A 21475-nucleotide genomic window follows, 5' to 3' on the forward strand; every position below is an offset into this window, starting at 1 on the left:
AAAGGACGATCCCATGAATGCTCCTGTCACTTCCTTTGACACGGTGTCCGTTGCGGTCCTGCCACCGGTGGCGCGGTTCAATCTGCGCATTGCGCCGGCGGATATTGCGGAGGCCTCGCAGGCCTTCGGCGTCACGCTTCCCTCCCGGATCGGCGGGGGCGCCCGCCACGAGGATCGCGCGGCCTATTGCCTTGGGCCGGATGAATGGCTGCTGCATGCCGCCGAGACCGATCAGGCTCCGATCCAGTCGGCCTTCGACGGCTTGCGCGCCACGACAGCGCACAGCCTGACGGTCATTTCCGACCGCGAGATCACCATTGCCGTCGCCGGTCCAGCGGTGCTTGATCTGCTGGCCACCGGCTGTCCGCTCGATCTTTCCCTCATGCCGGTGGGTAGGGCCAAGCGGACGGTCTTCGACTATGCGCAGGTCGTGCTGATCCGCGATGGCGAAGACGCCTTCCGTCTGGAGGTCTGGCGGTCGTTCTTTCCCCATGTGCATGGCCTTCTGGAGATTGCCGCAAGGGAAATTGCCATCGGTCTCTGACCGCAGGTTCACCGCCTTGCCTGAACGCGCCTTCGCGGGCGCGACCCCACACTCATGTCTGAAAGGACGCTTTTCATGCTGAAGACCCTGAACTCCTCTCGCATTTCCGACACGGCGATTGCCGATGCCATCGAGCATGAGCTGACCCGCCAGCAGAGTCAGATCGAGCTGATCGCCTCTGAAAACATTGTCAGCGCAGATGTGATGCGGGCTCAGGGCTCGGTGCTGACCAACAAATATGCCGAAGGCTATCCGGGTCGTCGCTACTATGGCGGCTGCGAACATGTGGATACGGTCGAACAGATCGCCATTGATCGCGCGAAAGAGCTGTTCGGCGCCGAATTCGTCAACGTCCAGCCCCATTCCGGCGCCCAGGCCAATCAGGCGGTGTTCCTGGCGCTGCTGCAGCCCGGCGACCGGATCATGGGGCTTGATCTTGCGCATGGCGGGCATCTGACCCACGGTTCGCCCGTGACCATGTCGGGCAAGTGGTTCGATGTCGTCAGCTACGAGGTGTCGAGGGACGATCATCTGATCGACATGGAAAATGTGCGCAGGGTTGCGCTTGAGACCCGGCCCAAGCTGATCGTGGCCGGTGCCTCGGCCTATCCGCGGCATATTGATTTCGCGGCCTTCCGCGCGATTGCCGATGAGATCGGTGCATATCTGATGGTCGACATGGCGCATTACGCCGGCCTGATCGCGGCAGGGGAATATCCCGATCCGCTGCCCCATGCCCATGTGGTGACCACCACCACCCACAAGACCCTGCGCGGTCCGCGCGGCGGCATGATCCTGTGCAATGATCCGGCATTGGGCAAGAAGTTCAATTCCGCCGTCTTCCCGGGCAATCAGGGCGGCCCGCTGATGCATGTGATCGCGGCCAAGGCCGTGGCCTTTGGCGAGGCGCTTGATCCCTCTTTCACCCAATATGCCAAGGCTGTCATTGCCAATGCGCGCAAGCTGTCCGAGGTTCTGGTCGCTGGCGGATTGGGCGTCATCTCCGGCGGCACCGATTGCCACATGGTGCTGGTCGATCTGCGGCCCAAGGGGGTGACGGGCAAGGCTGCGGAAATTGCCCTCGAACGGGCGGGGCTGACCTGCAACAAGAATGCCATACCCTTCGATCCCGAGAAGCCCTTCGTCACCTCTGGCGTGCGTCTGGGCAGTTCGGCGGGGACGACGCGCGGTTTTGGCGAGGATGAATTCCGCCGTGTCGGCGAACTGATCCTGAAGGTGATCGACGCGCTGGCCGAGAATCCCGAAGGCAATCCCGAAGTCGAGGCGGCGGTGCTGAAAGAGGTTCAGGCCCTTTGCGCGGCGCATCCGATCTATGCCGACGGCGTATAGGCCCATGTTCCTGTCGGTCTTCGATATCTTCAAGGTCGGCGTCGGTCCGTCGTCCTCTCATACCATGGGGCCGATGACGGCCGCCGCGCGGTTTCTGGACGATCTGCGCGGCGCAGCCGAGATCATTCCCGGCGCGGGCAGGCTGACACGGCTGGGGGCTTCGCTGCATGGCTCTCTGGCCTTGACGGGAAAGGGCCATGCAACCGATCGCGCGGTGATCCTGGGGTTGCTTGGCTATCTGCCCGACACGCTGGACCCCGATGCGGCGGAACGGCTGGAGGCCGAGGTCCGCCAGACCCGGCGCATCAGCCCGCCCGGTCTTGGCACGCTGGATTTCGACCCCGAGGTTGATCTGCTGTTCGACTATGGCCCACCCCTGCCGGGGCACGCCAACGGATTGATCCTGCGTGCCTTCGACGAACGCGGCAATCCTTATATGACGCAGACCTATTATTCGATCGGTGGCGGTTTCGTCGTCACCAAGGCTGAACTTGAGCGCGGCCAGGCCGCCAGCGGCACCGGTCTGACCGCGGAAAAATCGGCGCGTGGGTATCCCTATCCCTTTGGATCCGCGGATGAGATGCTGAAGATGGGGCGCGCTTCGGGGCTGAGCATTGCCGCGATGAAGCGCGCCAATGAGAAAATCCACTTCGGGGCAACGCTTGACCAACGCCTTGATCGGATCTGCGAGGTGATGGATGCCTGCATCGATCGTGGCCTGCGGATGGATGGGGTTCTGCCCGGTGGATTGTCGGTGAAGCGCCGGGCGAAGGCGATCCATGAACAGCTGCTGGCCGAACGGGGCAGAAACCAGAGCCAACCGCATGTCGCCAATGACTGGTTGTCGGTCTATGCCATGGCCGTCAACGAGGAAAACGCCGCCGGCGGGCGGGTTGTCACCTCGCCTACCAATGGTGCGGCGGGCGTCGTTCCGGCGGTCATCCGCTATTACCGGGACCACTGCATCGGCGCGACGCATGAGGGGGTCAGGACGCTGTTGCTGACTGCGGCGGCCATCGGCGGGCTGATCAAACACAATGCGTCGATCTCGGGCGCCGAGGTCGGATGCCAGGGTGAGGTCGGCTCGGCCTCGGCAATGGCGGCGGCGGGGCTGTGTGCGGCGCTTGGCGGCAGCAATGAACAGGTCGAAAACGCGGCGGAAATCGCGCTGGAGCATCATCTGGGCATGACCTGCGATCCGGCCGCCGGCCTGGTGCAGGTGCCCTGCATCGAGCGAAACGGTCTTGGCGCGATCAAGGCGGTCTCGGCAGCCAGCATCGCCTTGCGCGGCGATGGCACGCATTTCATGCCGCTCGACAATTGTATCGAGACCATGCGCCAGACCGGCCATGACATGCTGACGAAATACAAGGAGACAAGCCTCGGAGGCCTTGCGGTCAACTTGCCCGAATGCTGAGCAACAGCCCCGTCACAACCGTCACGACAGGGCCTGCAAGTTTCGGTTCAAGATCGACCTTCCTGCCCCCGGGTCAGAGGCAGGTTCGAAGTCTGGATACGCATGATCCCTGCCGAAACGGACGCTGGGTTACTGTCCGGCAAGGATCCAGCGGGCTGCCTTTTCCGCGATCATCAGGGTCGGGGAATTGGTGTTGCCGCTGGTGATTTCGGGCATGATGCTGGCATCCACGACGCGCAGCCCGGCCACGCCCTTCAGGCGCAGATGCGGATCAAGAACGGCGGTCTGATCGTCTTCGCGCCCCATCTTCACGGTGCCGACGGGGTGAAAGATCGTATTGGCGATATCGCCGGCCAGACGGGCCAGTTCCGCGTCGCTTTGATATTGCGGGCCGGGCTTGAACTCCTCGGGCTGATAGGGCTGCATCGCGGGTTGGGCCATCAGCTTGCGCACCTGACGAAGGCTGTCGGCCGCGACCTTGCGGTCATCCTCGGTGTCCAGATAGTTGGGGGAAATCATCGGCGCATCGCGGAAATTGGCCGAGCGGATGCGCACGTTGCCCCGGCTTGTCGGGTTGAGGTTGCAGACGCTGACGGTCATCGCCGGGAAACGATGCAGGTCCTCGCCAAAGGCATCCAGGCTGAGCGGCTGGACGTGATATTCAAGATTGGCATAACGGCGCCCCGGGTCCGAGCGGGTAAAGGCACCCAACTGGCTGGGTGCCATGCTCATCGGACCGGAACGCCTCAGCAGATATTCCCCACCGATCATCGCCTTACCCCAAAGGCTTGCGGCCAGGGTGTTCAGTGTGCGCGTGCCCTTGACCTTGAACACCGCGCGGATCTGCAGATGGTCTTGCAGGTTTTCGCCCACAGGCGCATCGCGCAGAACCTCGATTCCATGCGCCTGCAACACCGCAGCCGGACCAATGCCCGACAGCTGCAATATCTGCGGAGAGTTGATCGCCCCCGCCGAGAGCACCGTCTCGCGCCGGGCCGAGACCGTCACGACCTGTCCCCTGCGGTTGACCCTTGCCCCCGCGCATCGCGGCTGGCCATCCGCGCCGATCGTGAAAACCAGCTTTTCGACCTGTGCTTCGGTCCAGACAGCCAGATTGGGCCGGGATCTGGCGGGTCTCAGAAAGGCTTTCGCGCTGCTCCATCGCCAACCCGAGCACTGGTTGACGTCGAAATAGCCGACGCCGGCATTGTCGCCACCGTTGAAATCCTCGGTTCTTTCGATCCCCGCCTGCTGGGCCGCTTTGGCGAAACTGTCCAGCACGTCCCAGCGCAGCCGCTGTTTCTCGACGCGCCATTCGCCGCCGTGACCGTGCATGTCGGAAAAGCGGCCATTGTCGCCGGTCGCCGGATCGGCCCCGCCATCCAGCGTGCAATGATCTTCATGCGCCATGAAATCGCGCAGTGAATGATCCCAGTCCCATTCCTGTTCGCCGCTGAGCCGCGCCCAGTTGTCGTAGTCACGCGATTGACCGCGCATGTAGATCATGCCGTTGATCGATGAACAGCCTCCCAGGGTCTTGCCGCGCGGATAGCGCAGGCGGCGCCCGTTCAGGCCCTTGTCGGCCTCGGTCTCATACATCCAGTCGGTGCGCGGATTGCCGATGCAATAGAGATATCCGACAGGAATATGAATCCAAGGATAGTTATCCTTCTTTCCGGCTTCCAGCAGCAGCACCCGGTTGGCCGGATCTGCGCTTAGCCGGTTGGCCATGAGGCAGCCTGCAGAACCGCCACCGATCACGATGAAGTCAAAATCCGTTTCGGTATTGCGCATCGTGATGCCCCCCCCCGGTCTGTCCCGCAGCACCACGAGAAGATCCAGCCCCAAAGACACCCCCATATCAGGGGCATCCTCGGCGGTGATAGCTCCTCCCGGCGCAGCTATTCTTACAGGCTTAGAAAGCCCGGACAGGTTTTGCCAATGACAAATTCCTCATTGCGATATTAAAGATCGTAATATGACAAGATTTTCGAACCTGAATGGTATCCTCGCCTTCGTGACGGTGGCGCGCGAGGGAAGCGTGTCGCGCGCGGCCGAGGTGCTGAACCTCACCCAACCCGCGATCAGCCACCAGATCAGGAAGTTGAGCGAAGAGACAGGGATCGTGCTGTTCAATCGCACGTCGCGCGGGTTGGTGCTGACCCCGGACGGTGTGACATTGCTGCCCCGGGCCCGGCAGGTGCTTGCCGCCATGACCGAGTTCCAGCGCAGCGCCAGCAAGCAATGTGGTCAGGTCTCGGGGATGCTGAAGATCGGCACCATCGTCGACCCCGAGTTCATCCGTCTTGGCCGCCTGCTCGGCCGACTGGGTGCGGCGCATCCCGGGATCACCACCGAATTGATCCATGGCGTCAGCGGCGAGATACTTGCAAAGCTCAAGCGGCAACAGATCGATGCCGGGTTCTACCTGACCGCCCCTGACGAGGTGGATCGTCTTGCCTCGGACCGGCCGCTTTACAGCAGGAAGCTGGCCGAGTTCACCTATCGCGTCATCGCTCCGGCGGGCTGGGAAAGGCATCTTTCCGGGGCCAACTGGGCGCAGGTGGCCGCACTGCCATGGATCGGCACATCTCCGCAATCGGTTCACAACCGCTTGCTGACCCGGATTTTTGCCGGTCATGGCTGCGTGCAGAATGCGGTGGCGCTTGTTGATCACGAGGCGTCGATGACGGAAATGGTGCTGTCCGGGGTGGGGCTGAGCCTGTGCCGAGAGTCCATCGCCCTGCATCACAGGCAGGCCTATGGGCTGGCCGTCAGCGAAGAGCTGCGCGTTCCGGCCTGCCTGGTCTTTCTGACCCTGCTGGAGCGGAAGGAGGACCCCGTCATCGCCGCGCTTCTCGACCAGATCGAAGACATATGGTGAGGCAAAGGTATCATCCTTGCACGCGCTTCGGGGAGTCATCGGTCCGAATGTGCGGCCGGCAGGCCCGGCGATGCCTTGCCCCGCTTCAAATCAGGAATGACAGCCCGCCCACCACGGCAATGGTCGCGCCGATGAACCCCAGCAGCATCAACAGACCATCGCTGAACAACATGCCCAGCCCGAAAATCGCGATCACGATCATCGGGGCGGAACTGGCCAGGGGAACGATTTCCAATGGGGGGACGGTCAGCAGCAGGCCCAGGATGACGCAACCGGCAGCGCGGCGACCGGCCGGGCCCGCAAAACGCGACAGACGCTCGTGCAGCTTGGCGTCGATGCGCTGCGACAACGGTCTGAGCCATTCGACGGATCTGATCACCCGATCTGACCTCAGTTCGCGCCTGCGCAACCAGTTCGGCGCCCAGAAACTTTTGTAACCCAGCAAGAGTCTGAGCGTCAGCACGGCCAGAACAACGGCCAGCATGGTCGGGAACCCGGGGATTCCTCCGATTGGAGACAATTCGATCAGGGGCAGGATTGCAAGCGCGGCTCCGTAACCGCGATGCCCCAATGTCGCCAGCAGATCGCCGGCACGAACCTTTGATCCCGGCGTGTCCCTGGCGCATTTCTGAAGGTCATTGACGACGCTTGTCAGGACGCTTTCGTGTTCAGGCAACTTTGATCTCCGAAGGGCTGTCGTGTCGGTCGGGGTGACAGAGTCGAAACGAATTCCGCGGACGGATGTTCCAGAGATTTGCTGGTTTCCCTGAAATGGGTCTTGTCAGGACGGGATCATCCGCCACCAGTGGCCTGACAATGTCCAATCCCGGCAAACCTGCTCCCCTCACGGCGGGTGCCCGGCGGTCATCGGCCGTAAGGGCTGATCCATCCGGGAAGGAACCAATCCTCCAGACCCGCCGTTGGTCACGAAATGGAACGCCGAACAGAAAGGCCGACATCATGACGATCAATACACTGGAAGATCTTTTCCACGACCAGTTGCAGGATCAATGGAGCGCCAACACTCAGGCGTTGAACGTTCTGACCCAACTCGGAGAGGCCGCGCAGGACTCCGATCTGTCCAGGGCGCTGATCGCCGGATCGAACGGCATTCAGCAGGGCATCCGGACCGTCGAGGAAATCTGCAACCGTCACGGCATTGCGCCCAATGGCGAAGATTGCAAGGGCATGGCTGGCCTGGTTGCCGAAGCCAGGGCGCATGCGCTGGAGGAAGATTTCGCAGATCCGGATGTTCGCGATGCCTGCATCATCACGCAATACCAGCGCATGGTGCATTATGCCTTGGCGGGCTATGGCAGTCTCGTGGCCTTTGCCAACCGGCTGGGGCACGATCAGGATGGCGCCAAGCTGCAGGATTGTCTGGACCATACCTATGACGGGGATCGCACCATGACCGCGATCGCTACCGGTGGCGTCAACGCCGCCGCCCTCTGATCCGATCTGCTCAGGCTGGAGCGTAACAGGCGGGACGGTCCCTGAACCGACCCCTCGGCCTGTTGCGCAGCCGAACCGGGGAATTTCACCGCAATTGGCATTGGCAAATCCCTCCTTTTCCTGGCGGGGATCCTGTCGGGTTGCGCGTGAAATGACCCATTTGTCCCCATCGGATCCGCATTTTGAACAGGGAGATCTTCATGTCTCACGATGACAACAATCTGGAACGCGCGGCCAGCCGGCACCGTCCCGCAATTTTCGCCATCGCGGCGGCCATAATCGTCGCGGTCCTGCTGTATTTCGTCTTTCCTTTCGGCATGGACGAACAGGATGAAGGAATCGCAACGACGGCCCCGCCCGAGGGAACGACGATCACCGATGCCGAGGGCCGCGACAACGAGTCCCCGATCCCGGTCGCCCCCGAGGGTTCGGCACCGGTTCAAGACACCGAATGACCGGGCCGACCATCACCGCTGACAGTTGCATATCGCGGCGGCTTTGGCTGGACCAGGACGGCGTCCCGGCCGGGCTGTATCTGCCGCTCTTCCGTTTCTGTCGCGACATGCGGTTCGCCATGGTCGGGCTGAACGTGTCGCGCGAGCTGGTGCGCGGTGTGCGTCAGTCTGGCTGGAACGGGGTGGCGACGGATCTGAAAGAGGATCTGACCCGCTCCTTGCCCTCTTCGGCCTCCTATCGACACTTCCTGTTCGATCTGACCGGCGGTGCAGGACCCGGGCGCGGCGCAATCACCCGATGATCCGGCCTTTGACGCCTTCATCGCAAGACTGACGGTTTCGCAGGCTCGGCAGGGCCGGTACACGCCTTGCCGCGCATCAATCACGTCGCCTTGGGGGAATCCTTGCGGACCATTCTGAAACGGGTCGGAGAGGTGCCGTATTTCTTCTGGAACCAGCGACTGAAATGCGCGCAATCCGAAAAGCCGCATTCATAGGCGATCTGGGTGATGGTGCGATTGGTGTTCAGCAACAGCCAGCGGCTGTGCGACAGACGCATGTTGCGCCAGACTTCCATCGGCCCGATCCCGGCGTGACGGTTGAAGGCGGCCAGCAGGCCACTGGGCGTGATGTTCACCTGCTCGGCAAGATCCTTGATGGTGAAAGGCGAGGACAGATGGCTTTCCATGATGCCAAGCGCGTTTTCGACCTTGGAGTTGCCGCAGGAAAACAGATGCGCATATTCGCGGTCGGGGGCCAGTTTCGCCGCCCGCTCTTTCCCCACCATCAGCGAGGTCAGGGCCTTGACCGCGCGGGCGCGCCCGCAACGTGACCGGATCAACGAGAATGCCAGATCCAGCGCCGTGCTGCCCCCCGGACAGGTGAAGATGCCGTTGTCCGAAACGATCAGCTGATCGGTCACCGGAATGGCGTCAGGGAACAGCGCGCGCAATTGCCGGCTGTGTTCGACATGGACGGCGCATCGGGTGTTTTCCATCACCCCGGCCTGCGCAAGGATGAAGCTGCCGGTGCAGATGCCCACCAGCGCGACATTGGCCGCCCGTGACCTGCGGATGTAATCCAATGTCTCTTCGGGCAGGGCAAGACATTCGGGAAGATGTCCACCGGCCACGACAAGATAGTCGAATTCGCATGGGTCGGGGAAGGCGCTGTCGACCCGCGAGGCAAGGCCACAGCTTGAAACCACATCCTCGCCTTCGGTTGGGCCGATGATCTTCCAGCTGCAATAGATCTGGCGACTGAAATCGGCCTCATCCGCCGCGTGGCGCAGGGCATCAAGAAAACTGGCGACGGGCAACAGCGAAAAGGTCGGGCTGAGGATGATGCCGACCCGCATTTCAGGCATAAGCTCGGGCGGTTCCGATGGCGCCGGAAACAGGCTTGAAGGAAACTCGAGGTCTGGCAAGGCATTGATCCTCTGGCTGGTCGTTTTGATCTGTACAACAGCATTGATGTTTCTTTCAAGAAAGCCAGAAATAATCGCTGTAGCTTACCAATCAGGACAAGCCTCGTCCCGGCGGTAAAGGACAAGTTCAATTTGATGACCGGGTAGGAGCCACGGAAACCATGAAAATCGCCAAGATCAAGATCACGCCGCTATTCGTGCCTTACAAGGCCCCGTTCTACTGGGCCCACGGGCAGATCGACGGAGCCGAGGTTCTGCTGGTCGAGATGCAAACCGACACGGGCATCACCGGCCATGGTGAATGTATTGCCGCGCCCAATGGGCGGGCCATCAAGGCGCTGGTCGAGGATGCCGCCGCCCTGATGATCGGGCGCGATCCCTATCAGGGACGGCTGCTGATGCGCGAGGCCTATACGGCGCTGTTCCGCGCCCAGGCAGTATGCAGTGCGCCACGGTTCGGCGGCCAGATACTGGCCGGGCTGGAAATGGCGCTTTGGGATGTGCTGGGGAAGGCCGTGAACAGGCCGGTTCATGCGCTGCTGGGCGGCGCCGCACATGAACATATCGGCTATTTCGGCTTTGCCATGGGCAAGACGCCTGAGGCGGTGGCACGTGAGGCCCGGGACTTCGTCGAACAGGGTTTTGAGGTCATCTATATCAAGGCCGGATTCGGCGCCGCGCGTGATCTGGCGACGGTCAAGGCCGTGCGCGAGGCCATCGGCCCCGCCGCTCGCCTGCGGATTGATCCGAATGAAAGCTGGTCGCCGCTGGAGGCCCGGCAGATGATCGCCCGTCTTGCGCCTTATGATCTGGAATTCGTCGAACAGCCGACCCCTGCGGAAAGCCTGTCGGGTCTGGCACAGGTGCGCGCGACCTCTCCGGTGGCGATTGCCGCCGACCAATCGGTGTTCACCCCGGACGAGGCCTATGAGGCCATCCGCCAGCAGGCCGCCGATCTGATCGTGATCGGCCCGCATGAATGTGGCGGTCTGGCGCGGATGACCGACATCGCCCGCGTCGCGCAGCTGGCCGGGGTGAATATCTGCATCCATGGACTCTATGAGACCGGCATTACCACCTGCGCGGCGCATATGGCCGCCGCCGCCTGCCCGAATATCGACGATGGCAACCAGCATATGCTGAAATTCCTTGAATGGGACATCGTGCAGACCCCCGATCTGATGCCTGTCGCCGGGCGGATGCCGGTTCTGACCGGTCCCGGACTGGGTTTCACCCTTGATGCCGAGAATGTCGCCCGCGCTGCCGAACTCTACAAGGCACGCTTGCCAGATGGAGCGAAGACCTGAATGAACTACAATGTTTTCAACTTGTTGTGGCAGGGGCTCTCCGGTCACAAGGGCTGGCAGCAGGCCTGGCGCTCGCCCGAACCCAAGCCGCGTTATGACGCCGTGATCATCGGCGGCGGCGGGCATGGGCTGGCAACGGCCTATTACCTCGCCCGTGAATACGGCATGACCAATATCGCCCTGCTGGAAAAGGGCTGGCTGGGCGGCGGCAATACGGGGCGCAACACCACCAATGTGCGTTCGGATTACATGTTTCCCGAAAGTGCCGCCATCTATGACATGGCGCTGCGCCTGTATGAGACTTTGGGCAAGGATCTGAACTACAACATCATGCTGTCCCAGCGCGGCTGGCTGACGCTGATCGAAGACCAGCACCAGATGGAAGGCGCGCGGCACAAGGCCAACTGGCTGCAGTGCAATGGTGTCGATGGCGAGATCATCGGCGCGGCGCAGGTGGCGCAGATGATGCCCGGACTGCAGATGAAGGGCCGCTATCCGGTGCGTGGCGCGTTCCTGCAAAAGCGCGGCGGCACGATCCGTCATGACGCGGTGGCCTGGGGCTATGCCCGTGCAGCCGACCGTCTTGGCGTCGATATCATTCAGAATTGCGAGGTGCAGGGGTTCGAGCAGGAGAATGGCCGGATCACCGCGATCAATACCTCGCGCGGGCGCATCGAGACCGACCGTGTGGGCGTGGCCGTGGCCGGGCATTCCGGCGTGATTGCCGAAAAGGCCGGATTCCGCCTGCCGATCACCAGCCATTGCCTGCAGGCGATGGTGTCGGAACCGGTCAGGCCGTTTCTGGACCATGTGGTGATCTCGCCGGGCACGGGTGTCTATATCAACCAGACCCAGAAGGGCGAAATGGTGATGGGCGGCGTGCTGGACCTGTATCATTCCTATGGGCAGCGCGGCAATTTCCCGACCATCGAAAAGGTCATCACCTCGGCGGTGGAAATGTTCCCCGCCTTCAGCCAGATGCGGCTGATGCGGCATTGGGCGGGGATCGTCGACATCTCACCCGACAGTTCGCCCATTCTCGGGCAGACGCCGGTCGAGAACATGTACATCAATTGCGGTTGGGGCACCGGCGGGTTCAAGGCCATTCCGGCGGGCGGCTATATGCTGGCGCATTCGATTGCCACGGGCCGCCCCCATGAACTGGCCGCGCCCTTTGGACTGAACCGTTTCCGGGACAACCGGCTGGTGGACGAAGGTGCCGCAGCAGGCATTGCACATTAAGAGGCCACAGAATGATCGTAATCAACTGCCCCTATTGTGGCCAGGATCGGCATGAAGAAGAGCTGACCTATGGCGGCGAGGCCGAAATCATCCGCCCCGTGGACCCGACCACGGTCAGTGACGAAACCTGGACGGACTATCTCTATTTCCGCAACAACCCCAAGGGCATTCACCATGAACAATGGTGCTGCTCGGCGGGCTGCGGGCAATGGTTCAAGGTGGCGCGGGATACGGTCAGCCACGCGGTTCTGGAAGTTGTGACCTTCGACAAGAGGCTGAGCGCATGAGCGGCTATCGTCTGACATCGGGCGGCCGGATCGACCGGTCCCGGCCCCTGAACTTCACCTTTGATGGCCGCGCGATGCAGGGCTTTGCGGGGGACACGCTGGCCTCGGCCATGCTGGCCAATGGCGTCGGCACGCTGGGGCGCAGCTTCAAATATCACCGCCCGCGCGGGATTTATGCCGCCGGGATCGAAGACCCCAACGCCATGCTGGAAGTCATCGACGGTCATGGGCGCGAACCGGCCTTGCGCGCCGGACAGGTGCAACTGGTCGAGGGGTTGCAGGCGCGCTCCGTCACCGGCTGGCCCTCGCCGCAATTCGATCTGGCGTCGCTGGCGACCCGTCTGGCTTCGCCCTTCATGACGGCGGGCTTCTATTACAAGACGCTGAAATGGCCCAACTGGAGCTGGTATGAAGAGGCTATCCGCAAGGCGGCAGGCTTCGGCGCGCCGGATGGTTCGGTCGATGCGCGTGGGCGCGAATACCGCCATGCAAGCTGCGACGTTCTGGTCATCGGGGCCGGTCCTGCCGGTCTGGCGGCCCTGCGCAGCCTGCAAGGCTCGGGTCGCGAGGTGGTTCTGGTCGATCATGCCCCCGTCGCGGGCGGCGCGCTGCGCTGGGAAGATGCCCGCATCGACGGTCAGGACGGCATGGCATGGGCCGACAAGGTCGTGGCGGATTGCAGGGCCGATGGCGGCAATGTGCTGCTGAATACCTTTGTCACCGGTGCCTATGAGGGCAATTTCTTCACCCTGATCGAGAGCTTCGTGGATGGCGCGGGCCTTCGGGCCGAGCGGATCTGGAAATTGCGGGCCCGTCAGGTGGTCATGGCCACGGGTTCCGTCGATCGGCCGCTGGTCTGTCAGAACAATGACCGGCCCGGCGTGCTGCTGTCTGCTTCGGTGCGCCAGTTCATCGGTGAATATGGCGTTGCGCCGGGCGAACGGCTTGCTGTCTTTACCAATAATGACAGCGGCTATCTGACCGCGCTCAGGGCCATCCAGGCCGGGATGGAGGCACCGGTGCTGATCGACACCCGCGCGCGCCCCTCGGCCGCGCATCTTGAGGCCGCACGGGCCGGGGGCGTGCAGATCCATCTTCAGGCGCAGATCGCCGATATTCAGGGCGGCAAGGCTGTCAGATCGCTGCGGGTCATCGATCACGCGGGCGCGGAACAGCGGATATCCTGCGATGCACTGGCGCTGGCCGGCGGGGCGACGCCGATGATCCATCTGGCCGCCCATCGCGGTGCCAGGCCGGTCTATGACGAAGAAAGCTCGTCCTTCATCTGCACCAGCCTGCCACAGGGCTGGCATGGGGCAGGGGCCGCGACCGGAGCGCGGGAGCTGTCGGATGTGCTGGTGCAGGGTCATGCTGCCGGGCAGGCGATTGCCGCGACCGGCCGCGATGCGCCGCTGGCCGATGTGCCTCTGGGCATGGGCGAGGTCGTGCCGATGTGGCAGGCCGCGACGGGCAGCACCAAGAAGATGTTCGTCGATCTGCAAAACGATGTGAAAGCCTCGGACGTGCAGCTTGCGGCGAGGGAAAACTATGTCTCGGTCGAACATCTCAAGCGCTATACCACGCTTGGCATGGGGACGGATCAGGGCCGCACCTCGAACATCAACGGTCTGGCGATCATGGCCGCTGCCACGGGACGCGAGGTCGCCAAGGTCGGCACGACCACCTTCCGCCCGCCCTATACGGCCACGAGGATGGGCGCGATTGCCCATCACCGGCAAGAGGATGGTTACGCGCCGCGCCGCCTGATGCCCGCCCATGGCGCCCATGTCGCACTGGCGGCGCAGTTCGAGGATTTCGGCTGGCAGCGCCCGGATTGGTATGAATGCAACGGCGCAGATCGCGAGGCAGCGGTCAGGACCGAGATGCTGGCCGTGCGCAATGCGGTCGGGGTCTTCGATGCCTCGCCCCTTGGCAAGGTCGAAGTGGTGGGACCGGATGCGCGGGAATTCATCAACAAGTTCTATGTCAGCAATCTGGCGACGCTGAAACCGGGCCGTATCCGCTATTCGGTGATGTGCCATGATGACGGGATCATCTTTGACGATGGCGTTGTCGCCTGCGTCGATGACAATTTCTTCCTGGCCGGTCCGACTTCGGGAAACGCCGAAACGGTGGCGGCCTGGTTCGAGCGCTGGCGTCAGACCGAATGGCCGGGCATGGCCGTGGCCATCGCACCGGTGACATCGAACTGGGCGGCGATTGCGCTGGCGGGCCCCAAGGCGCGCGACCTGCTGGCACGGCTTGGCCCCGATTTCGATATTTCGGGTGAAGCTTTTGCGCATATGCAGTTCCGCGAGGGCAGCATCGGCGGCGTGCCCGCCCGCGTGGCACGGGTCAGCTTTACAGGCGAATTGCAGTACGAGATCGCGGTTCCGGCCCGCTATGGACATGCGCTGATGCAGGCCGCTCTGCGCGAAGGCGCCGATATGGGCGCCACGGGCATCGGCATGGAGGCCTGGCTGCGTCTGCGTCTGGAAAAGGGCTATCTGCATCTGGGGGCCGATACCAATGGCCGCACCACGCCGCTGGATATCGGCATGGGCGGGGTGGTGAAAAAGAAAGCGGCCGATTTCATCGGCAAACGCGCTCTGTCGCTGCCTTTCAATGCCTTGGAGAACCGCGAAGAACTGGTCGGGCTGAAGCCGGTGGATGTGCCGATCAGGATCGGTGCACGTATTCTGGCCGAGGGGCATGACCAGATCCCCTGTCCGACGATCGGCAATGTCACCTCGGTATGCGACAGTCCGCTGGCGGGCAATATCGCCATGGCTTTGGTGGAGGGGGGCTCAAAACGCATGGGGCAGAGGGTGAAACTTTATGCCGAGGGCAGGGTGAGCGAGGCAGAAATCTGTTCGCCGGTCTTCGTCGATCCGAAAAACGAAAGGTTGCACGCATGATGCTGGACGCCATGTCGGCGCTGGGGAACAGCTTTGGCTCGCCCGCCGCGCTTGCCGATATCACCCATGCCAAGGCGCAGGAGCGCAGCGATATGGGCGCGGTCTTGATCACCGTCACCGGACCGGGCGCGGATTTCGCGGCTGATCTCGCGCAGGCGCTTGGTTGCGATCTGCCCCGGACCCATGGGGCGATGGCACACAGCGGGGATCTCTGCGCCATCTGGCTGACGCCGAGGTCATGGATTTTGCTGTGCCCGCCCGAGGCCGAAGCTGATCTGCTGGGCGCTGTCGCGACGGCCTTTCCCGATCGTACGGCCCATGCCAGCCGGTTCACGGATGCGCTTGGGTGGTTGACGCTGGAGGGGGCGGGGGTTGAAGATCTGTTGCATCAGGGTGGTTTCATCTCTTTGCAGGCCGAGGGGTTGCCGGTCGGACATGCCAAACGGACGTTGCTGGCAGGCATTCCGGCGGTGGTCCTGCACGAGGGGGAAACCCGCTGGACCATCGGCGTCGAACGCAGCCGCTGCCGGTATTTCACCGATTGGCTGGCCGGTTTGACCAATATTTTCGGAGAGCGCGAATGACCAAGCATTTCATCGACCACCTGAGGCGCGAACTGGACGATCTGCGTCAGGCCGGTCTGTACAAGACCGAACGGGTGATCACCTCGAAACAGGCGGGCACGGTGGCGCTGCAATCGGGCAAAGAGGTCGTCAACCTTTGCGCCAACAATTACCTTGGCCTGTCCGATCACCCCGATCTGATCGAAGCGGGGCGCGAGGCGCTGGCCCGCTATGGCTATGGCATGTCCTCGGTGCGTTTCATCTGCGGCACGCAGGAAGAACACAAGGAACTTGAGGCACGGATCTCGCGCTTTCTGGGGTTCGAGGACACGATCCTCTATTCCAGCTGTTTTGACGCCAATACGGGGCTGTTCGAAACCCTGCTGGGGCCGGAAGACGCGATCATCTCGGATGCGCTGAACCATGCCTCGATCATCGACGGGGTGCGGCTGTGCAAGGCAAAACGCTTTCGCTATGCCAATTCCGACATGGCCGATCTGGAGGCGCAGCTGCAGGCCGCCGCCGATTGCCGCTTCAAGCTGATCGCGACCGATGGCGTCTTTTCCATGGATGGCTATATCGCCCGCCTGTCCGAGATCTGCGATCTGGCGGAAAGATACGGCGCGATGGTGATGGTGGATGAAAGCCATGCGGTCGGTTTCGTCGGCAAGACCGGGCGCGGCTCGATCGAGCATTGCAATGTCATGGGCCGCGTCGACATCGTGACCGGCACTTTGGGCAAGGCGCTTGGCGGGGCCTCGGGCGGCTATACCTCGGGCAGGAAAGAGGTCATCGACTGGCTGCGCCAGCGTTCGCGCCCCTATCTGTTTTCCAACACGCTGGCACCGGTGATCGCCCAGACCTCGATCCGTGTGCTGGACATGCTGGAGGCCAGCACCGAACGGCGCGACCGGCTGATGCAGAATGCCGCGCATTTCCGTGCCCGCATGTCGGCCGCCGGATTCGACCTGTTGCCGGGCGAGCATCCGATCATTCCGGTGATGCTGCGCGATCCGAAACTGGCGCAGGACATGGCGCGGCGTCTGGATGAGAAGGGCGTCTATGTCGCCCCCTTCAGCTTTCCGGTGGTGCCGCGTGGTCAGGACCGGATCCGCACCCAGATGTCGGCGGCCCATAGCCTGGCGGAGCTGGATCGCGCCATAGACGCCTTTATCGAGGTGGGCCGCGAGATGGAGATCATCCAATGAGCAACGAAATGAAGGCGCTGGTCAAATCCAGACCCGAGGCGGGCTTGTGGATGGAGCATGTGCCGGTGCCCGAGCCAGGCCCGAATGACGTGCTGATCAAGGTGCGCAAATCCGCGATCTGCGGGACGGATGTGCATATCTGGAAATGGGACGAATGGTCGGCCAGAACCGTGCCCGTGCCGATGGTGGTCGGGCATGAGTTCTGTGGCGAAATCGTCGATTGCGGCTCGGCCGCGGTCAAGTTCTGCATCGGCCAGCGGGTGTCGGGCGAGGGGCATGTGGTTTGCGGAACCTGCCGCAACTGTCGCGCCGGGCGCGGGCATCTTTGCCGCAACACGCAGGGCGTCGGCGTCAATCGTCCCGGCAGCTTTGCCGAATATCTCTGCATCCCCGAGGATAATGTCGTGCCGATCCCGGATGACATTCCCGATGAAATCGCGGCAATCTTCGACCCGTTCGGCAATGCGGTTCACACCGCGCTGAGTTTTGATCTGGTGGGCGAAGACGTTCTGGTGACCGGCGCGGGGCCGATCGGCATCATGGGCGCGCTGGTGGCGCAAAAGGTCGGTGCGCGCAAGGTGGTGATCACCGATATCAGCCCCTATCGGATCGAACTGGCCAAACGCATGGGCGTTCAGCATGTCGTCAATGCCGGTGAAGAGTCGCTGAAGGATGTCATGGCCCGTCTTGGCATGACCGAGGGCTTTGATGTCGGACTGGAAATGTCTGGCGCAGCCCCGGCCATGCGCGACATGATCGACAAGATGAACAATGGCGGCAAGATTGCCCTGCTGGGCATCGCCCCGACGCAATTCGCCGTCGACTGGAACAAGATCATCTTCAAGATGCTGAACGTGAAAGGCATCTATGGGCGCGAGATCTTCGAGACCTGGTACAAGATGATCGCGCTGGTGCAATCGGGTCTGGATCTGACCGATCTGATCACCCACCGCATTTCCATTGATGATTTCGAAACCGGCTTTGCCGCCATGATCTCGGGCGAGGCGGGCAAGGTGGTGATGGACTGGACCTAGGCCGGTCGGGCGCGGAAAGGAAAGCGGATGAGCAATGTCAGCTCCGGGCCGGGCGAGGCAGGCGCGGATTCCTTGCAGGAGCGTGCCCGGCAATCCGGGCATGTGCATTTTCCGATTGTCCATGACGGTGCCGCGCGTGCCTTTGTCTTTGCGCTTGTTCCGAATTTCTCGATGCATTCCTTTTCGGCGGCGGTCGAGCCGCTGCGCATTGCCAACCAGTTGACGGGCAAGGCGCTGTATCACTGGCAGACGCGCTCGCTTGACGGGCAGCCGGTGATGGCCTCGAACGGGTTGAGCCTGTCCTCGGACGGAAGTTTCGGCGACCTGCCACGCGACGGGATCCTGCTTGCCTGTTCGGGAGACAATGCCGAGGCGCTGACGCCGCAGCCCCTGGCCGACTGGATGCGTGCGTCATGGCGGCGCGGCCATGTCGTGGGCGGGCTGTGCACCGGTGCCTATGCGCTGCAGAAGGCGGGCATTCTTCAGGGGCATGAGTTCACCCTGCACTGGGAATGTCAGGCGGTTTTCGAAGAGAAATATCCCGGCCTTGCCCTGCGCCCCTCGGCCTTTGTCGATGACGGGCGGATCATCACCAGCGCGGGGGGCGTGGCCTCGACCGATCTGATGCTGCATCTGATCGAACGCGATTTCGGTCGCGCATTGCGCGCAGCGGTGGCGGACATGTGCCTTCAACTGCATGTGCGCAGCCCGCAGGACATGCAGCGCAGCCTGACCTCGAAGGCATTCGGATTGCAGAACCCGAAACTGTCCCGCGCCATAGACTATCTGGAAGAAAATCTGGACGCCGAACTGGATATCGAGGAATGGGCGGACAGCCTGCAGATTTCCCGCCGACAGCTTGAGCGGATGTTCGTGCGCCATACCGGGCTGTCACCCAAGAAATTTGCCACCAATCTGCGACTTGAGCGCGCCTATTCCCTGTTGATCGGCACCGAGATGACGCTGGTTCAGGTCGCCGATGCGGCAGGGCTGGCACAGGGCAACTTCAATGCACTGTTCAAGCGCCGCTTCGGGGTCTCGCCCCGCGATCTGACCCGTCAGACGGGTCAGGCCGTGCCGCCCAGAACCGTGGTCCAGCGCGACACACAGACCTGAGAGCTGCTGTCAAACAGGTCTGCGAGTTCCTGCGGCGCAATGCTGCGATCATCCTGAAACTGCAGCAGGATGCGCCCCGGGTCGCGATAGACGATATTCCTGACCAACAGCCCCTTGCGGGTCAGTTGCGCGCAAAGTTCCAGCCCGTGCCAGGGCTCGTCGCTTTCCAGCAGGATATCAAAGGACAACTGCTGGCTGGGAAATGCCGCACGGCTGTCCAGAATTTGCGCGACGGGAACGCGGGATGCGTTTGCCCATTCATGGTTGTCCAGTTCAGCGACATTGTCTCGCATGACCTTCTCCTTTTGGCCCCGAGGGGCATGTATGGGGAGAAAGCCAGAGCCTTCTCCGCTTTAGCTGCATTTGTTCACGCGCCCGCAAGCTGAAGCTCAAATCGGCGCAACTGCTGCTGAAATATCCCATCGCAACAGCGATTTCCAGACGATATTTTTGATCGGATCCATAGTGAATTTGAACATGTCATGAATCGCCGGAAGCCCCGAGCCCTGACGCTGCATGACGATGCCAGCAGGACCCGCATCATCCATGATTGCGCCGGCAGATGGCATGGCCTAATCCGGGTGGCAGGACACGTTTTTTATTCAACGTCTGGCGTGATTCGTTCAATTCGAGGCGCTTGAAATCTGCGTAGTCTGTTCGATGACATGCATCTGAAGGACCCAACCCATGTTCCAGAAAACAGCCCGCAGCCTTGCGGCCGGGGCATTGCTGGCGGTTGCCGCCGCAACGCCCTCATTCGCGGATATCAAGCTCAAGATCTCCGGACAACATGCAACCGATCATCCCGCCACGCTGGCACTCAAAAAGGTCGAGAAGGCAATCGAGGAGGCGGATGTCGGGCTTGAGGCCAAGGTCTTTCCGTCGAACCAGTTGGGCGATTACACGTTGGTCTATGAAGATATCATCCGCGGCAATGTCGATATCGCCCATTTGTCGGTGCCCAGCCAGCTTGACCCCGATCTGGAAACCAATTTCTTCCCCTTCCTGGTGTCGGATTACGACGAGATGCGCCGGATCTATTCGCCCGGTTCCTGCTTTTACAAGGCCTATGGTGACATGCAGGAGAAACTGGGCGTGCGGCTGATGGGTATCGTGCCCGAAGGCTTCATCGGCGTAGCGCTGACGAAACCGGCGCAGCATCTGATGGAAGCTGGTGTGGACAAGGGCGTTCTGATCCGTGTTCCGCCGGTTGACACCTTCAGCGCCGGAGCCAGGGCCATGGGGTTTCGTGGCACCACGATTTCCTATGCCGATCTCTATCCCGCGTTGCAGACCGGCGTCGCTGATGGCTGGATCGGGGGCACTGCGGCGCTGAACTATACGGGGTTTCGTGACATCATCACCGATTTCATCCCCTATCGCGCCTATGTCGAAGCCACGGCCTATGTGATGAGCGAAAAGACATGGGAAAATCTGGACGAAGCGCAGCGCAAGACCGTAAGCGACGCGCTGGCTCAAGCCGCGCAAGAGGCCGTGAACCGCGCCGAAGCAGAGGACGAGGAATATCTGGCCAAGCTGACCGAAGCGGGGATCAATGTGCATGACTTCTCGGGCGAGGAGGCCAGCAAGTTCGTGGCCGATGTGCGCGCCACGGCCTGGCCGGCGCTGGAAGAGCGCTTTGGTGCCGAGCTGGTGAGCTGTCTGAAATCCGACATCGAATAGACATCACCCTCCGGTGACCCGTGCGGGCGTCTTTGTCCTGCGGCGGGTCACCAGCGGTATGTCCGATGCCCGGAGGCCTGCCCCGGAAGCTCTCAAGGTTTTACCCATGCTCTTGCGAAAACTCGAACTGGCGAAGCGCACGATCCTGATCCTGTGCAATCTTGCCATCATGCTGATTGTGGTCGCCTCGTTTCTGGCCAGATATCTGTTTGCCTATGACCTTTATGGCGCCGAGGAATTTCTGCTGATCGCCGCCTTCTGGCTGTATTTCATCGGCGCGGCCTTCGGGTCATACGAACAATCCCATATCGAAGCCGATTTCATCCAGTCGATGGTGGGCGACACGGTTGTGACGCGCGTGCTGGGCTATCTGCGTGATGTGATCGAACTGGGCGTGCTGATTGTCCTGACCTATTGGAGTTGGCTGTTGATCGCATTTTCTATCGAGCGATGGCCGGTCTCGCCGGGCTGGAAAATACCGCTGGTCGTGCCGCAATCCGGCATCCTGGTCGGCTTCATCCTGATGACGCTGCACGCATCCGTTCACTTCTGGCGTCGGATTACCGGCAGGCCAACCAAGGAATAA

At 62.0% G+C, this 21475-nt stretch carries 22 protein-coding genes; 17 read left to right on the forward strand and 5 right to left on the reverse strand.

Annotated features, from left to right (window positions below; all coding sequences use genetic code 11):
• Positions 1–13: 13 nt before the first annotated feature.
• The 3 genes from JHW44_RS14465 to JHW44_RS14475 all read left to right on the forward strand — a co-directional run bounded on the left by JHW44_RS14465 (position 14) and on the right by JHW44_RS14475 (position 3311).
• Positions 14–544, forward strand: coding sequence for a sarcosine oxidase subunit gamma (locus JHW44_RS14465; protein ID WP_089345138.1), 531 nt, complete (start codon positions 14–16; stop codon positions 542–544).
• Between the two features lie 75 nt (positions 545–619).
• Entirely contained in the window at positions 620–1894 is a 1275-nt protein-coding gene (glyA, locus tag JHW44_RS14470; RefSeq protein ID WP_089345137.1) for a serine hydroxymethyltransferase, read from the forward strand.
• A gap of 4 nt (positions 1895–1898) precedes the next feature.
• Positions 1899–3311 carry an L-serine ammonia-lyase gene (locus JHW44_RS14475; protein WP_089345206.1) on the forward strand — a complete coding sequence of 471 codons (1413 nt, stop codon included), beginning with the start codon at positions 1899–1901 and terminating at the stop codon, positions 3309–3311.
• A gap of 129 nt (positions 3312–3440) precedes the next feature.
• Here JHW44_RS14475 and JHW44_RS14480 read toward each other — a convergent pair whose 3' ends face one another.
• Positions 3441–5105, reverse strand: a complete 1665-nt coding sequence (locus JHW44_RS14480) for a GMC family oxidoreductase (RefSeq protein ID WP_089345205.1) — start codon at positions 5103–5105, stop codon at positions 3441–3443.
• 184 nt (positions 5106–5289) lie between these two features.
• Between JHW44_RS14480 and JHW44_RS14485 the strand changes: the two genes are divergently transcribed.
• Positions 5290–6195: a LysR family transcriptional regulator gene (locus JHW44_RS14485; protein WP_089345136.1), complete on the forward strand. Its 906-nt coding sequence runs from the start codon at positions 5290–5292 to the stop codon at positions 6193–6195.
• A gap of 85 nt (positions 6196–6280) precedes the next feature.
• Here the strand turns inward: JHW44_RS14485 and JHW44_RS14490 are convergent, their stop codons facing one another.
• Complete coding sequence (locus JHW44_RS14490) at positions 6281–6871, reverse strand: exopolysaccharide biosynthesis protein (RefSeq protein WP_089345135.1); 591 nt, start codon at positions 6869–6871, stop codon at positions 6281–6283.
• A 284-nt stretch (positions 6872–7155) separates the two neighbouring features.
• On the opposite strand from JHW44_RS14490, the gene JHW44_RS14495 reads away from it, so the two are divergent.
• The 3 genes from JHW44_RS14495 (at position 7156) to JHW44_RS14505 (ending at position 8407) form a co-directional block, all read left to right on the forward strand.
• Positions 7156–7650: a YciE/YciF ferroxidase family protein gene (locus JHW44_RS14495; protein ID WP_089345134.1), complete on the forward strand. Its 495-nt coding sequence runs from the start codon at positions 7156–7158 to the stop codon at positions 7648–7650.
• Positions 7651–7850: 200 nt separating this feature from the next.
• The gene (locus JHW44_RS14500) at positions 7851–8105 is read left to right on the forward strand and encodes a hypothetical protein (protein ID WP_143811467.1); all 255 of its coding nucleotides are present in this window, start codon (positions 7851–7853) and stop codon (positions 8103–8105) included.
• Positions 8102–8407 (forward strand): ChaN family lipoprotein, encoded by a 306-nt coding sequence (locus JHW44_RS14505; protein WP_089345132.1) that lies wholly within the window; start codon positions 8102–8104, stop codon positions 8405–8407. The genes JHW44_RS14500 and JHW44_RS14505 overlap by 4 nt, the downstream gene beginning before the upstream one ends.
• An 80-nt stretch (positions 8408–8487) precedes the next feature.
• On the opposite strand, the gene JHW44_RS14510 is transcribed toward JHW44_RS14505, so the two are convergent.
• Positions 8488–9531 (reverse strand): GlxA family transcriptional regulator, encoded by a 1044-nt coding sequence (locus tag JHW44_RS14510; protein ID WP_089345131.1) that lies wholly within the window; start codon positions 9529–9531, stop codon positions 8488–8490.
• Positions 9532–9692: 161 nt separating this feature from the next.
• Between JHW44_RS14510 and JHW44_RS14515 the strand changes: the two genes are divergently transcribed.
• Genes JHW44_RS14515 through JHW44_RS14550 form a run of 8 tightly spaced genes read left to right on the forward strand, consistent with a single transcriptional unit; the run spans position 9693 to position 19206 of the window.
• Entirely contained in the window at positions 9693–10838 is a 1146-nt protein-coding gene (locus tag JHW44_RS14515) for a mandelate racemase/muconate lactonizing enzyme family protein (RefSeq protein WP_089345130.1), read from the forward strand.
• Positions 10839–12080: a sarcosine oxidase subunit beta family protein gene (locus JHW44_RS14520; protein WP_089345129.1), complete on the forward strand. Its 1242-nt coding sequence runs from the start codon at positions 10839–10841 to the stop codon at positions 12078–12080.
• A gap of 11 nt (positions 12081–12091) precedes the next feature.
• Positions 12092–12367 (forward strand): sarcosine oxidase subunit delta, encoded by a 276-nt coding sequence (locus tag JHW44_RS14525; protein WP_089345128.1) that lies wholly within the window; start codon positions 12092–12094, stop codon positions 12365–12367.
• Positions 12364–15285 carry a 2Fe-2S iron-sulfur cluster-binding protein gene (locus JHW44_RS14530; protein ID WP_179217753.1) on the forward strand — a complete coding sequence of 974 codons (2922 nt, stop codon included), beginning with the start codon at positions 12364–12366 and terminating at the stop codon, positions 15283–15285. The genes JHW44_RS14525 and JHW44_RS14530 overlap by 4 nt, the downstream gene beginning before the upstream one ends.
• Entirely contained in the window at positions 15282–15869 is a 588-nt protein-coding gene (locus JHW44_RS14535; RefSeq protein WP_089345126.1) for a sarcosine oxidase subunit gamma, read from the forward strand. The genes JHW44_RS14530 and JHW44_RS14535 overlap by 4 nt, the downstream gene beginning before the upstream one ends.
• Entirely contained in the window at positions 15866–17056 is a 1191-nt protein-coding gene (locus JHW44_RS14540; RefSeq protein WP_089345125.1) for a glycine C-acetyltransferase, read from the forward strand. Before JHW44_RS14535 ends, JHW44_RS14540 begins: the two co-directional genes overlap by 4 nt.
• Positions 17053–18090 (forward strand): L-threonine 3-dehydrogenase, encoded by a 1038-nt coding sequence (tdh, locus tag JHW44_RS14545; RefSeq protein ID WP_089345124.1) that lies wholly within the window; start codon positions 17053–17055, stop codon positions 18088–18090. Before JHW44_RS14540 ends, tdh begins: the two co-directional genes overlap by 4 nt.
• Before the next feature lie 27 nt (positions 18091–18117).
• Entirely contained in the window at positions 18118–19206 is a 1089-nt protein-coding gene (locus tag JHW44_RS14550) for a GlxA family transcriptional regulator (protein WP_089345123.1), read from the forward strand.
• Here the strand turns inward: JHW44_RS14550 and JHW44_RS14555 are convergent.
• Both JHW44_RS14555 and JHW44_RS14560 read right to left on the reverse strand, forming a co-directional pair.
• The gene (locus JHW44_RS14555) at positions 19158–19499 is read right to left on the reverse strand and encodes a hypothetical protein (RefSeq protein WP_089345122.1); all 342 of its coding nucleotides are present in this window, start codon (positions 19497–19499) and stop codon (positions 19158–19160) included. The genes JHW44_RS14550 and JHW44_RS14555 overlap by 49 nt on opposite strands.
• Before the next feature lie 96 nt (positions 19500–19595).
• A complete protein-coding gene (locus tag JHW44_RS14560) occupies positions 19596–19754 on the reverse strand; it encodes a hypothetical protein (RefSeq protein ID WP_272850331.1) in 159 nt (52 codons plus the stop codon).
• 139 nt (positions 19755–19893) lie between these two features.
• Between JHW44_RS14560 and dctP the strand changes: the two genes are divergently transcribed.
• Positions 19894–20889, forward strand: a complete 996-nt coding sequence (gene dctP, locus JHW44_RS14565; RefSeq protein ID WP_089345120.1) for a TRAP transporter substrate-binding protein DctP — start codon at positions 19894–19896, stop codon at positions 20887–20889.
• Positions 20890–20995: 106 nt separating this feature from the next.
• A complete protein-coding gene (locus JHW44_RS14570) occupies positions 20996–21475 on the forward strand; it encodes a TRAP transporter small permease (protein ID WP_179217752.1) in 480 nt (159 codons plus the stop codon).

It is taken from the genome of Paracoccus seriniphilus, from assembly GCF_028553745.1.
Lineage (GTDB): Bacteria > Pseudomonadota > Alphaproteobacteria > Rhodobacterales > Rhodobacteraceae > Paracoccus > Paracoccus seriniphilus.

Bases quoted from the DNA above. Each gene is read 5' to 3' on its own strand.
- JHW44_RS14505 (WP_089345132.1), top strand. From the start codon at position 8,102: ATGACCGGGCCGACCATCACCGCTGACAGTTGCATATCGCGGCGGCTT.
- JHW44_RS14570 (WP_179217752.1), top strand. From the start codon at position 20,996: ATGCTCTTGCGAAAACTCGAACTGGCGAAGCGCACGATCCTGATCCTG.
- JHW44_RS14525 (WP_089345128.1), top strand. From the start codon at position 12,092: ATGATCGTAATCAACTGCCCCTATTGTGGCCAGGATCGGCATGAAGAA.
- JHW44_RS14465 (WP_089345138.1), top strand. From the start codon at position 14: ATGAATGCTCCTGTCACTTCCTTTGACACGGTGTCCGTTGCGGTCCTG.
- dctP (WP_089345120.1), top strand. From the start codon at position 19,894: ATGTTCCAGAAAACAGCCCGCAGCCTTGCGGCCGGGGCATTGCTGGCG.
- JHW44_RS14535 (WP_089345126.1), top strand. From the start codon at position 15,282: ATGATGCTGGACGCCATGTCGGCGCTGGGGAACAGCTTTGGCTCGCCC.
- JHW44_RS14515 (WP_089345130.1), top strand. From the start codon at position 9,693: ATGAAAATCGCCAAGATCAAGATCACGCCGCTATTCGTGCCTTACAAG.
- JHW44_RS14560 (WP_272850331.1), bottom strand. From the start codon at position 19,754: ATGGATGATGCGGGTCCTGCTGGCATCGTCATGCAGCGTCAGGGCTCG.
- JHW44_RS14500 (WP_143811467.1), top strand. From the start codon at position 7,851: ATGTCTCACGATGACAACAATCTGGAACGCGCGGCCAGCCGGCACCGT.
- JHW44_RS14480 (WP_089345205.1), bottom strand. From the start codon at position 5,105: ATGCGCAATACCGAAACGGATTTTGACTTCATCGTGATCGGTGGCGGT.
- JHW44_RS14550 (WP_089345123.1), top strand. From the start codon at position 18,118: ATGAGCAATGTCAGCTCCGGGCCGGGCGAGGCAGGCGCGGATTCCTTG.
- tdh (WP_089345124.1), top strand. From the start codon at position 17,053: ATGAGCAACGAAATGAAGGCGCTGGTCAAATCCAGACCCGAGGCGGGC.
- JHW44_RS14485 (WP_089345136.1), top strand. From the start codon at position 5,290: ATGACAAGATTTTCGAACCTGAATGGTATCCTCGCCTTCGTGACGGTG.
- glyA (WP_089345137.1), top strand. From the start codon at position 620: ATGCTGAAGACCCTGAACTCCTCTCGCATTTCCGACACGGCGATTGCC.
- JHW44_RS14555 (WP_089345122.1), bottom strand. From the start codon at position 19,499: ATGCGAGACAATGTCGCTGAACTGGACAACCATGAATGGGCAAACGCA.
- JHW44_RS14475 (WP_089345206.1), top strand. From the start codon at position 1,899: ATGTTCCTGTCGGTCTTCGATATCTTCAAGGTCGGCGTCGGTCCGTCG.
- JHW44_RS14495 (WP_089345134.1), top strand. From the start codon at position 7,156: ATGACGATCAATACACTGGAAGATCTTTTCCACGACCAGTTGCAGGAT.
- JHW44_RS14530 (WP_179217753.1), top strand. From the start codon at position 12,364: ATGAGCGGCTATCGTCTGACATCGGGCGGCCGGATCGACCGGTCCCGG.
- JHW44_RS14540 (WP_089345125.1), top strand. From the start codon at position 15,866: ATGACCAAGCATTTCATCGACCACCTGAGGCGCGAACTGGACGATCTG.
- JHW44_RS14520 (WP_089345129.1), top strand. From the start codon at position 10,839: ATGAACTACAATGTTTTCAACTTGTTGTGGCAGGGGCTCTCCGGTCAC.